Here is an 11,329-nt window from a genome sequence, read left to right as displayed (position 1 = left end):
TTGTGAAGACGAACTGGAGTGCGGCGTTTCAAATAGCTGCCGTGTATGTAGGGACTGTTGTTGGAGCAGGCTTTGCAACAGGGAGAGAAATTGTTGAGTTCTTTTCCCGTTTTGGTTTTATTGGATTAGTTTCAATTTTAATGAGCGGTTACATATTTATATTTCTAGGATCAAAATTAATGAGGATCGCAGCACGTATTCAAGCGACTTCCTATCAAGAATTGAACGAATATTTATTTGGTAAATTCTTTGGATCGGCCATTAATATATTGATGCTTTTTATGTTGCTTGGGGTATGTGCAGTCATGTTATCTGGGGCTGGGGCAGTTTTTGAGGAACAAATGGGCTTGTCAAAGTATACAGGGATATTCATAACGATTGGTCTTTCCATTGCAGTTATGATATTAGGGACGAAAGGTATATTTGCTGTTAATTCATTTGTCGTTCCGATGATGATAGCTTTTAGTTTTTTGTTATTGTTTGTTTCCATGAGACTTCCTAATTTTACGGAGCAAATTTTGTACATTCCTTTTGCAGAAGATGGGTGGAAATCAGTAGTAGCTCCATTTTCATATGCTGCATTGAATTTAGGTTTGGCACAGGCTGTTTTAGTTCCAATTGCGACTGAAATTAAGCATGACAAAACCATTAAATGGGGTGGAATACTTGGCGGTGGGGCATTGACTATTATCCTCATTTCGAGTCATTTGACCTTAGTTACGCTGCCTCAGCTTGAATCATACGATATTCCAATGGCAGTAATCATGAAAACTATTGCCTCTTCATTTTTTTGGATTTATGTACTGATTATTTATGGGGAAATTTTCACCTCTGTCATAGGGAATGTATTTGGCATTGAGCGTCAGCTGAGGAAGTACGTAGGCATTCCGAGTATCGTTACGGTTTGTATTATTTTTACTATTTGTTATTTTATCAGTTTAATAAACTATGGCACTTTATTATCATATGTATATCCGATATTCGGATATATAAGTATAATTTTTATCGTGTTATTATGGATGAAGCCTTTTGATGAAGCAAAATAAAGAAAAGACCCGTTAAATTTCTGGGTCTTTTCAAGTCAAAATGATTATTTGGTTATTAAAATTGTTTTACCCATTTGTACGAATGCATCTTTATAATCTAAATCCTTCTTCGTAAATAGAGTCAATTTAAGAGGCTGATTGGAGTTTTTAATTAAATAAGAAGTAACGACATCGTCACCATTTGTTGATTCCATTGCAATTGCATCTTTAAAAAACTCATCACCACTCGGGACTTCAATCGATTGAACTGTTTCGTCCACAGCTTGGAGCTGGGCTTTCGTATTTTCTTCCACCATATCCCATTGTACATCAGGAGGAAGAAGTTCTATTCTCATAAAGACATGATCATTTTCTGTTAAGTAGAGAACATCCTTTTGAGGCTCTTCAGCTGTTAATTCAAATTCAGGCAGGACATACATAGAATAAGGCTGATTGTCACTTGATTTAAGAAAAGCTGTTTCTTCCTTAGCTTCTCCATTAACACTATATTGGAGGTTTTGTTCAAGAATACGAACAACTCCATCATCCTCTTTCGTTTGTTCATCATTCTTCGGTTCTACAGCATCTTGTCCATCTTCCGTATTTTGATTTTCCTGTTTTTCCTTATTTATCTCTTCATTTTGAGTTTGATCGGAACCATTCGCTTGCTTGTCATTATTGTCAGTTGTCCCACATCCTGAAAGAATAAGTCCTAATAATCCAAAAACAAACATCCACTTCTTTAAATTCTTCACTGTAATTCCCCCCTGTAATTGCTTAAAAGCTGCTGTAATTATTTAGACGTAAAGTAGAAATAGGAGTTACATAATTACTCCTACAATATCATTTTCTCATTTAAAGATACAAATAATTTTGGGAAAATGAGTAGAATTTCACATGTTTATTTCAAGGGAAGTATTACAAATAGGAATAAATCAAAAATTAAATGTGAGACAATTAATAAAGGCATACTTTTTTTACATGTGTAGAGCCATCCCCAGAAAAGTCCGGCTATTAAAGCAGCAAAGGCTAATATCCAGTGTGTTGCGTATAAATGAACGGATGCATAGAAAATCGACGATATAACGATTGCCGCGGGGATACTTGTGAATTTTAACATTCTTGTCTGAACGAAACCACGCCAAAAAATTTCTTCCCCAGGAATAATAATTAACATGAGAACAATATAATGCCAAAGCATCGATGGCGAATATCTTCCATACAGCTTTGAAATGTCCTTTATTAAAGGAAGATTTAATAAATCAATCAAATGAAAACCAGCCCAAAAAACTCCAAAAAGTAAGAGGCCAGACCCTATTCCATACGAGAGATATTGCCAAAATGGGGCTTCATCCCGCAATTCTTCGTTTAATATCGAATAGCTGATTAAAAACAAGAGAGAAGCTGAAAAGATATACCAGAAAACAGCTTTATCTTGAAAGGTGAAATACATGAGTAAATGGGCAATAAGAAGCCCGATTATTAGACGGTAATCTGCAGTTATTTTTTTCAAACGTCCAAACTCCTTTCTGCAAACAAGTCTATTTTAGCAAAAAGAACTCAATAATTGTATTTAAATGATTTCTTTTGCATTAATGAAAATATTATAGTGAAAAATGCTTAACCTAAAGATGAAGGAAAGGAGGGATAACATGACAAAATCAAAACGAGAAAAAGAGCGGGCTTGGACTGTCAGAAAGCAAGATCAGAATCCGCATGGGAAAGTAAAGTCACTTAAAGAGATCGCCCAAGAGAAGGAATAAATAATGATTGAATGACAAAAAAAATAAATAAAAAGCAGTTGCAACTGCTTTTTATTTATTCCTTCTACCTTGATTAAGCGTTTTCAAAAAACAGTTTCTTTCACAATTTTATAATTTTTATGATTAACTACAGTCCTTTGTTCTAGATCAAGGTCTCGATAATTTCCCATGTAAGAAAGATCGACGATTACTGAGTTTTCGTTTACCTTTTCAACAATTCCCTGCAATCCATCACGGAATTCAATTACATTTCCAACTTCTGCTTTTTTCAAAAGCCTCGCCCCTTTTTTTGCAAGATTTGAATTAAGAGATTAATAACAGTTTGCACTATATTTTATTATTCGTAAAGTAATATGTTATTATTTCGTGAAATTTCCTAATTTTCCCTCGTGTAATTGAGTGCGCTTTCATTGTAATAGCTGCTTGCCCCATAAATTTTGACGACATGAAAGGTTTGAGGACCTAATGGAAAACAAAACAATATTCATATAATATAAGATGTAATAATAGGATGAGGTGCTGAAAATATGAACGAGGAACATATTCAAGAAATACTCGAGAAGTTAAAGAATGGGGATTTATCGGAATACAATGTAACAAAGGAAGAATTTCTTCATGTGCGTAATGTACTGGTCAAAAGGGAGGATTTTAAGCATTTTAGGGGGATTGCAAAACGTAGCGGGGCAGTGGTTTATCGTTATATAGAAACAGCTAGAAGTTAAAGGAATTGCCCGAATAAGGATGCTTGAGCCCCAGTCAAGTGTCCTTTTTTATGTTGTTTTCCTTATTATAAAAAAGTTGAGAATTATTTTAGTCCCATAGTCTAAAGAAGGATTTATGCACATATTCTTTAACATTACATGACATTTGATGGAAGGGGGTATTAAAGTGGGAATTAGGCTAATTAAAATTTCAGCCATTTACTTTGCAGTGGGTATTTTAATCGGATATTATATGTCAAGCTCTCATTCGTATGTCCTAACACCGGTTCATGTACACATTAATCTGCTTGGTTGGACTGCGCTAACGTTAGCTGGCATACTTTATTATTTATTTCCGAAGCTCGCAGCATCTAAGCTAGCAAAATGGCATTTTTGGCTGCATAATATCGGCTTGCCTATTATGATGATTTCCCTTGCGATTTTAATCACAACCCAAAACGAAGCACTTACTCCAGGAACAGCCATTGGTGCTACCATCACAGTCATCGGTATATTGCTATTTGTTTTAAATATTTTGATAAACTTAAAAGAAAATAAATAATAGAATTTTAATAAATGGTTTTTAAACGAAGAGGCTTAATTCAACGATAAATAGTTGAATTAAGCCTCTTTATTTAATTTTATTTTTTTATGTTTATCATTGACCGTTAAAGGCTATGGTAGGAAAAAGGAGGAAAACTTGATGCAATTTAAAGTTTATAACCTATTTCTGCTTATTCTTTTTTCACTTGTACTTACAAGCTGTGAGCATTCTGGATCTGGCCAATCGATCGTAAACAGCCATGCAGAGGCTTTGTTGACAAAAAACAATGAACTGCAATTTCGGTTTAAAATTAATGATAAAATTTTAAGCGGAGAGAAGCTTTATAAAGTAAAAGTATCTATACATAATGCAAAACTTGCTTCGGCTTTAGGAACCAATGAAATTATCTACGGATCAGATGTTAAATTTACAGGCGAGTATATTGAAGTTAATAATCAAAACGATAACTTTATTTTTATGAATCCCATTCCGTTACTTAAAGATCTACATGTATTTGAAATTGAAAAGATGATCATGAAAGAGGATGCGGTTTCGGTAGAAGTCTTTAATGATAAACAAGTCATAGCTAAAGCTTTTTTAACAAACTTTTCATCGCAGCTATAAAAATCCTTTCTTTGATTAGTATGGAGCCGTATTGGGAATAATGTTAAAGCGCATGAAACTTGGAGGGGGCTAGACTGTATGGTCTAGTCTTTTTCTATTTCCAACCTTTATAAATAAAGGGCAGCATCTTCATAATAAATAAAATAGAATAATAGGAAAAACGCTAACTTTTATATGGGAATTATACTTTTTGTCTTAAACTTGAAGTAGAATAGAAATAGCAGTCGAATTGGTAATAAATACATAAAATGATGGGGAGGAGTTTTAAGATGGGGTTGCGTGATAATACGGTCATCGGCTTTATTGGAACAGGTGTTATGGGGAAAAGTATGGCAGGGCATTTACTGCATGCAGGATATCCATTAATTGTTTATTCTCGGACAAAAATGAAAGCTGAAGCTTTAATTGCTAAAGGTGCAGAATGGACAAACTCTCCGAAAGATGTTGCAGAAAAGGCAAATGTCATTATAACTATGGTTGGCTATCCTTCAGATGTAGAAGAGGTATATTTAGGGGAGAATGGAATTATTACAAACGGACAAGAAAATTCGTATGTCATCGATATGACAACTTCCACGCCAACCCTTGCTAAACGAATTTATGAAGAAGCAAGTAAAAAAGGTATTTTCGCTCTTGATGCACCAGTATCCGGAGGGGATATTGGGGCAAAGGAAGCAAAGCTTTCTATCATGGTTGGCGGAGATAAGGAATCCTTTATGGAAATGGAACCAATATTTCGCTTAATGGGAATAAATATAGTCTATCAAGGAAAGGCTGGCTCTGGGCAGCATACAAAAATGTGTAATCAAATAGCTATTGCCTCAAACATGATTGGCGTATGTGAAGCGATTGTTTATGCAGAAAAAGCTGGTCTTGATCCAAATACTGTATTGAAAAGTATATCGACAGGTGCAGCAGGCAGCTGGTCTCTTTCAAATTTAGCACCAAGAATGATAAACGGAAATTTTGATCCTGGATTTTATATTAAGCATTTCATTAAGGATATGAACATTGCTTTACAAGAAGCTGAGGCAATGGGAATGGATACACCTGGCTTAGCATTGGCGAAGGAAATGTATGCTCGTCTTGCTGATGCCGGGGAGGAAAACAGCGGTACTCAAGCACTTTATAAATATTGGGATCGATAATGAATAATGAATTCCTCTTTATATAATAATAATCTTGATTGTTATTAAAAGGGGGTTCTCTTATGGCGAAAAAGACGAAAAAAAATGATCCTCAGCAAAAAAATAAAAAAGGCTTCGATTCAGCTGTATTAGATACGGAATTTGCACATGAAATGGGAAGTACCGACACAAATAAAATCCATAAGGATAAAGCAAAAAAGGAAAAAGCACCGAAGAATAACGGGAAATATAAGGGATAATAAAAATGGTGAGCTTAAAATGGCTCACCATTTTATGGATCCGGGCGGCGGACTCTCGATCCGTTATTTACGAAAAAAACCCTATTTTTTGCATTTATCGGCCACACATTCCTTTAATTGAAGAAAAACCGTCAATATCTCCTTCTTTCCATCAAATAGAGGTTCCTCTGACCTCTTAACTCCTCTTTCTCAAGAGTTTAGGCAAAATAGAGGATTCTCTGTCCTCATAAAATCTACGAGAAAATTATTCAATAAATCTATTAAATTATTTTAAGAAAAATTTTCTATTCGTGATATAGTAATAGGTATAATTGTTCATTTTATTTATAGGAAGGGCGAAGTTTGCGTGGAACATAAAAAAGGAATATTGTTGGAAAGCGGAACAAATGAACTGGAAATTGTTGAGTTTGGTATAGGGAAAAATAAATTTGGAATCAATGTAATAAAGGTAAAAGAAATCATTAACCCTGTTCCTGTTATACAAGTTCCTCATGCTCATAACAATGTTGAGGGCATTATTGAATTGCGAGGAGAAGTGCTTCCAGTCGTCAATGTAGCTACCGCATTAGGTTTCCCCCCATCTGAGCATCCTCAGCAGGACAAATTTATTGTCGCAGAATTTAATAAGCAAAAAATTGTTTTCCATGTACATAGTGTGACACAAATTCATCGGATTTCTTGGGATCAAATAGAAAAGCCGTCTGAAATGTATCAAGGTCCGGACAGCCAGATTATTGGAGTCATCAAGCTTAATGGAGAAATGATCTTACTGCTAGACTTTGAAAAAATTGTTGTGGAAATTAATCCAGAAACGGGGATCAACGTTCAGCAAGTTCAAAAGCTTGGAAAGAGGGAACGTTCGAATAAGCGGCTAGTAGTGGCAGAGGATTCACCATTATTACGCAAGCTCCTTCATGATACGTTAAAGGAAGCTGGGTTCCAATATATTGAGTTTTTTGAAAATGGCAGTGATGCGCTAAATTATTTAGAAAACATCGTTCAAAGCGGAAAGAATATTGTTGATGAGGTTCAGCTTGTAATTACAGATATTGAAATGCCTCAGATGGATGGGCATCATTTAACGAAACGTATTAAAAATAATCATGAATTAACAAAAGTACCTGTCGTTATTTTTTCTTCATTAATTACAGATGATCTTCGCCATAAAGGGCAAATGGTTGGGGCAGATGCACAAGTAAGTAAGCCTGAGATAGCTGAGCTTGTGCTGCTCATTGATAAGATCTCTTTATAGGACGACAAAAAAGCTAGGATCCCGTTTATAAGGACCTAGCTTTTTATCTTAAAAATAACTTTCTCCCAGCTTTTTAAATACTGGTTTATTATAAGTTCGTTTTTTATGTGATGGGGTGTTAGTTACTTCCTTAAGTCCTGTATAAGACATTAGAAGTTTCTTCGCTTGGTTTAAAGAGAGTGTGGATCTTGGATTTCGTATTTGATCATTTAATTTTCCTAAATGCGGAAGTTCGGCAAAGTCAGCTTTTGATGGCGGCAAATGAAAGGAATAATCTCCACATTCCACAAGGACATCTGATTGCTGCTGGCTATATTTAGGATTTCCTGAGAAATGAAGCCCCACCTTTTTTGCTTTGCCTTCTCGAATAAGCTTCTGTAATGTTTCCTGTTTCAGCTTATATAAGAATTTAGGGTTCGTTGCTGTTTTTGCATGGCGGTTAACGGTGAAGATTGCTTGTGAGAGGTTTTCAACCGTTGGGTGTAAATGATGAGGGTTGTCGTTCTTTTCCGAGTTCAATAGTATGACTCCTTTCAAATATTTAGGGGTATATTTCTATTATACCCCTTTTTTCAAAAAAATGAAAATAAAATAGATAATATATTCCAGATTAACGGAAATACCCAATTGTAGTAGAGTCTATTACAAATATATCAAGTTATTTTCTGCAAATCTTCTGTTTCAGGATTAACTAAGAAGAAATGAAGCCTGTCTTTTTTGTGATTTTGTATTATAATGAAAAAATAATAGGTGATATTTGTCAACAATATGTACATTTTGTTAAAATTTGATTTTTTATGAAATCATAAACGGCATCTCTTGATCTGCCTGTCTTTAAGGACGGAATAAGTATAAGGATGATTAGATGGAAAAGATAAATGAAATATTAACTACACAATTAAATAGCATGAATATGACAAGTAAGGTTGAAGGCATTATCTTAGATATTATTTTTCGACATATTAAAGATATGGTTTTTATCATGAAGGTAGAGCCTGGTCCTATTTTCACCTATCTTTTCGCTAATAAACCTGGTCTAGAGCATGCTAATTTGCCGCTTGACTATATAGGGAAAACATTGGATGAAGTTCTCCCTTTTAAAACTGCTTACATATTACAGCAAGAATACTTAAGAATACTTAGGACGAAGAAATCTATTGGATTTTCAGATGAAGTGAACCTTCCAGATGGAAGCAAGATGAATGGGGAGTCTTTTTTAACTCCTGTGTTTAATGAAAATAACGAGGTATGCTATGTCGTTTCCGTCACGAGAGATATAACATCGGCATTAATAGAGAAGCAGCGATTAATTGAAAGTGAACAGAAATACCGGTCCATCGTTGACCATAATTTAGATGGGATTCTGACAGTTAATCTAAATGGCATGATCCAGGAGGTTAATCCAGCTGGAAGCAAATTAACCGGTTTGTCAGAAAAGCAGCTCACCAATCGGTCTATATTTGATTTAATTCCCGAACAGGAAATAGAAGATATAAAAATGCTATTTCACAAATCGATGAATGGTTATCCAATTGAAACACTTGATTGCCGATTTGTTCATGGAAAAGGACATTATTTAACGGTTCACATTAAGACTGCACCTGTTGTTGTAAACAATGAAATTGTAGGAATATATTTTATTATACGAGATATTTCTGAGCATGCAAAAAATGCGGAAACTATTAAATATATGGCCTTTCATGACCAGTTGACAGGATTATATAATAGAAGAGCATTATTAGGCGATCTGGAGGAGCAAATTACTTTTGCAAAAAAGACAGGAAATGAATTTGCTCTTCTGACTATTGATTTGGATCGGTTTAAATATTTAAATGATACACTTGGACATATTTTAGGAGACGAAATATTAAAGAAAGTTGCAAACAGACTTTCTGAATTAAAAGATTGCACCGTTTATAGGCAGGGCGGGGACGAATTTATTATTCTTCTTCCACACACTGATAGAAGTAAGGCAAGCAAATTTGCACAGAAGATTTTATCTAGGTTTTCTAAATCCTTTTATTTAAGCTCGCAAGAATACTATATTTCACCAAGCATTGGAATTAGTATGTACCCGAATGATGGGAAGAACGCTGAGACACTTATCAAAAATGCAGATGAAGCATTATTTAGGGTAAAAGAAAAGGGGAAAGCTCATTTTCAATTCTATCGGACAGAAATGAGTTCAATCCATAGAAATGTTGTTGAGATGGAAACACTCTTGCGGAAGGCGATTGAACGGGACGAGTTGTTTTTACATTATCAGCCTCAGGTTGACTTAAAGACAATGAAAGTATCTAGTTTTGAAGCACTATTACGCTGGAATAATCACGCACTTGGACCGATTTCTCCAGGAGAATTTATTCCTCTTGCAGAGGATACGGGATTAATTATTCCGATTGGAAACTGGGTCATTGATACTGCCTGTAAACAAATTCGCGATTGGTCAGATAAATATCATCACGATTTTAGAATTGCAATTAATATTTCTCCAAAACAATTCCAGCAGCATAATTTGCTTAAGATCATTCAAAAGTCGATTGAAAAATATCGGATCAATCCAAGGGCATTAGAGATTGAAATTACAGAAGGCGCTATGCAAGATACGAGGGATACAGCACCTATTCTATCAAGATTAAAGGAACTTGGAGTATCAATCTCTGTTGATGATTTTGGAACAGGCTATTCATCCTTAAATTATTTAAAGCAATTTCCAATCGATGTATTAAAGATTGATCAGTCTTTTGTCAGGGATGTATTATTAAACGATAAAGATGCAGCTATTACAACGACTATCATCCATTTAGGGAGAAGCCTAGGGTTGGAGGTAATCGCTGAAGGAGTAGAAAGCTCGGATCAGGCAGCATTTTTATTAAATGCCAACTGTCACAAAGCACAAGGATTTTTGTACTCAAGACCACTTCCTGCTGATGAGATTGAAACTAACTTTCTTATCGAATATTGCAATAAATAGAAAAAGGAAAAGCAAATGCTTTTCCTTTTTCTATTCACTTACAAGTGTAAATACAGTCAATTCAGGTTTTGATAGAAATCGGAATGGCAGCCTAGTAGTTCCTATTCCGCGATTGACATAGAGTGTTAATGGCGTTCCGCCAATTTCATAAAAGCCTTCATGATATTTTTCTGCAAATGGAGGCTTTACAAGGGCGCCAATGAAAGGAATCTGGATTTGCCCCCCATGGCTATGACCGCTTAGCTGAAGCTGGATATTTAACTCTGAAGCCTCATCTGCTAAATCGGGAGCATGGGATAAGAGGATTTTGTATGAATCTTCAGGAACTCCTGCTAAAGCTTTACTGATGTCAGGATTTCCTAGCATGGCATCATCAATACCAATGATATACAAGCTGCTGCCATCAAGTAATTTTACTTGTTTATGACTGTTTAGCAGTAAATTAAAATCACCTTGCTCAATGATGGATTTATAAATATCTGATCCGTACCCTCCATGATCATGATTACCGTATATAGCAAATTTACCAAATGGGGCATGCAGTTTTTTTAGAAGAGGAATGATTTTATCGCCTTCTAAGTATTGATTTGGAGCGTCCAACAAATCTCCTGTGAAAAAGATGAGATCTGGTTTAAGCTTATTAATTTGATCGACAAGAGTCATGAATTGCTTTCTATCATATTGAAAGCCCAAATGAGTATCACTGAACTGAACAATTTTGAAATGATTGAAGCTTTTTGGAATTGATTTATGACGAATCGGAAAATTATTTATATCTAAAAGCTTTGGCTCAATATGACCTGCATAATAATATCCTCCAGCACCTAGACCAGAAATGGTAAGTAAAGAGCCGAATACTTTTTTCAAAAACGACCTTCTCGTAACTTTTTTCGGCATGAATATGACCAACCAATCTAATTCATTTTCACTAAAAACATAGATACCTTCTAATACTATCAAACTCTTATCATAAAAAGAAGGGAGAAAAATGGATTTAACATAATTTATGAGTTTTGCAATAATGATAAAACCCATAAAATTTATTAGAAAATTCAAACT

At 34.9% G+C, this 11,329-nt stretch carries 14 protein-coding genes; 9 read left to right on the top strand and 5 right to left on the bottom strand.

The genetic code is table 11. From position 1 onward, the window contains the following. Positions 1-2: 2 nt before the first annotated feature. Positions 3-1,046, top strand: coding sequence for a YkvI family membrane protein (locus tag AR328_RS03410; protein WP_066289745.1), 1,044 nt, complete (start codon positions 3-5; stop codon positions 1,044-1,046). Between the two features lie 44 nt (positions 1,047-1,090). Here AR328_RS03410 and AR328_RS03405 read toward each other — a convergent pair whose 3' ends face one another. Together AR328_RS03405 and AR328_RS03400 are read right to left on the bottom strand one after the other, a co-directional pair. Beyond that, a complete protein-coding gene (locus AR328_RS03405) occupies positions 1,091-1,780 on the bottom strand; it encodes a hypothetical protein (protein ID WP_066289742.1) in 690 nt (229 codons plus the stop codon). Positions 1,781-1,926: 146 nt separating this feature from the next. Further along, positions 1,927-2,538, bottom strand: a complete 612-nt coding sequence (locus AR328_RS03400) for a CPBP family intramembrane glutamic endopeptidase (RefSeq protein WP_066289739.1) — start codon at positions 2,536-2,538, stop codon at positions 1,927-1,929. Positions 2,539-2,677: 139 nt separating this feature from the next. On the opposite strand from AR328_RS03400, the gene AR328_RS22955 reads away from it, so the two are divergent. Continuing rightward, positions 2,678-2,788 carry a DUF6254 family protein gene (locus AR328_RS22955; RefSeq protein ID WP_231734738.1) on the top strand — a complete coding sequence of 37 codons (111 nt, stop codon included), beginning with the start codon at positions 2,678-2,680 and terminating at the stop codon, positions 2,786-2,788. An 83-nt stretch (positions 2,789-2,871) separates the two neighbouring features. Here AR328_RS22955 and AR328_RS03395 read toward each other — a convergent pair whose 3' ends face one another. Beyond that, on the bottom strand, positions 2,872-3,060 hold the full coding sequence (locus AR328_RS03395; RefSeq protein WP_066289736.1) for a YkvS family protein: 189 nt from the start codon (positions 3,058-3,060) through the stop codon (positions 2,872-2,874). A 255-nt stretch (positions 3,061-3,315) separates the two neighbouring features. On the opposite strand from AR328_RS03395, the gene AR328_RS03390 reads away from it, so the two are divergent. The 6 genes from AR328_RS03390 to AR328_RS03370 all read left to right on the top strand — a co-directional run bounded on the left by AR328_RS03390 (position 3,316) and on the right by AR328_RS03370 (position 7,296). Next, positions 3,316-3,510, top strand: a complete 195-nt coding sequence (locus tag AR328_RS03390) for a hypothetical protein (RefSeq protein ID WP_066289733.1) — start codon at positions 3,316-3,318, stop codon at positions 3,508-3,510. A 166-nt stretch (positions 3,511-3,676) separates the two neighbouring features. Then, the gene (locus AR328_RS03385) at positions 3,677-4,051 is read left to right on the top strand and encodes a cbb3-type cytochrome c oxidase subunit I (protein WP_066289732.1); all 375 of its coding nucleotides are present in this window, start codon (positions 3,677-3,679) and stop codon (positions 4,049-4,051) included. Positions 4,052-4,192: 141 nt separating this feature from the next. Beyond that, positions 4,193-4,657 carry a hypothetical protein gene (locus AR328_RS03380; protein WP_066289729.1) on the top strand — a complete coding sequence of 155 codons (465 nt, stop codon included), beginning with the start codon at positions 4,193-4,195 and terminating at the stop codon, positions 4,655-4,657. A 269-nt stretch (positions 4,658-4,926) separates the two neighbouring features. Beyond that, positions 4,927-5,805, top strand: coding sequence for an NAD(P)-dependent oxidoreductase (locus AR328_RS03375; protein WP_066289724.1), 879 nt, complete (start codon positions 4,927-4,929; stop codon positions 5,803-5,805). 62 nt (positions 5,806-5,867) lie between these two features. After that, the gene (locus tag AR328_RS22745) at positions 5,868-6,044 is read left to right on the top strand and encodes a hypothetical protein (protein ID WP_197414396.1); all 177 of its coding nucleotides are present in this window, start codon (positions 5,868-5,870) and stop codon (positions 6,042-6,044) included. A 346-nt stretch (positions 6,045-6,390) separates the two neighbouring features. Beyond that, positions 6,391-7,296, top strand: coding sequence for a chemotaxis protein (locus AR328_RS03370; RefSeq protein WP_066289719.1), 906 nt, complete (start codon positions 6,391-6,393; stop codon positions 7,294-7,296). A 48-nt stretch (positions 7,297-7,344) separates the two neighbouring features. Here AR328_RS03370 and AR328_RS03365 read toward each other — a convergent pair whose 3' ends face one another. Continuing rightward, entirely contained in the window at positions 7,345-7,815 is a 471-nt protein-coding gene (locus AR328_RS03365) for a YkyB family protein (protein WP_066289718.1), read from the bottom strand. Between the two features lie 346 nt (positions 7,816-8,161). On the opposite strand from AR328_RS03365, the gene AR328_RS03360 reads away from it, so the two are divergent. Next, positions 8,162-10,270 carry an EAL domain-containing protein gene (locus tag AR328_RS03360; RefSeq protein WP_066289716.1) on the top strand — a complete coding sequence of 703 codons (2,109 nt, stop codon included), beginning with the start codon at positions 8,162-8,164 and terminating at the stop codon, positions 10,268-10,270. A 30-nt stretch (positions 10,271-10,300) separates the two neighbouring features. On the opposite strand, the gene AR328_RS03355 is transcribed toward AR328_RS03360, so the two are convergent. Continuing rightward, complete coding sequence (locus AR328_RS03355; RefSeq protein ID WP_066290176.1) at positions 10,301-11,167, bottom strand: metallophosphoesterase; 867 nt, start codon at positions 11,165-11,167, stop codon at positions 10,301-10,303. Between the last annotated feature and the right edge of the window lie 162 nt (positions 11,168-11,329).

It is taken from the genome of Bacillus sp. FJAT-29937 (assembly GCF_001509555.1).
Lineage (GTDB): Bacteria > Bacillota > Bacilli > Bacillales > Cytobacillaceae > Cytobacillus.
This window is presented reverse-complemented; position numbering and strand designations above follow the sequence as displayed.

Bases quoted from the DNA above. Each gene is read 5' to 3' on its own strand.
- AR328_RS22745 (WP_197414396.1), top strand. From the start codon at position 5,868: ATGGCGAAAAAGACGAAAAAAAATGATCCTCAGCAAAAAAATAAAAAA.
- AR328_RS22955 (WP_231734738.1), top strand. From the start codon at position 2,678: ATGACAAAATCAAAACGAGAAAAAGAGCGGGCTTGGACTGTCAGAAAG.
- AR328_RS03390 (WP_066289733.1), top strand. From the start codon at position 3,316: ATGAACGAGGAACATATTCAAGAAATACTCGAGAAGTTAAAGAATGGG.
- AR328_RS03380 (WP_066289729.1), top strand. From the start codon at position 4,193: ATGCAATTTAAAGTTTATAACCTATTTCTGCTTATTCTTTTTTCACTT.
- AR328_RS03355 (WP_066290176.1), bottom strand. From the start codon at position 11,167: ATGCCGAAAAAAGTTACGAGAAGGTCGTTTTTGAAAAAAGTATTCGGC.
- AR328_RS03375 (WP_066289724.1), top strand. From the start codon at position 4,927: ATGGGGTTGCGTGATAATACGGTCATCGGCTTTATTGGAACAGGTGTT.
- AR328_RS03360 (WP_066289716.1), top strand. From the start codon at position 8,162: ATGGAAAAGATAAATGAAATATTAACTACACAATTAAATAGCATGAAT.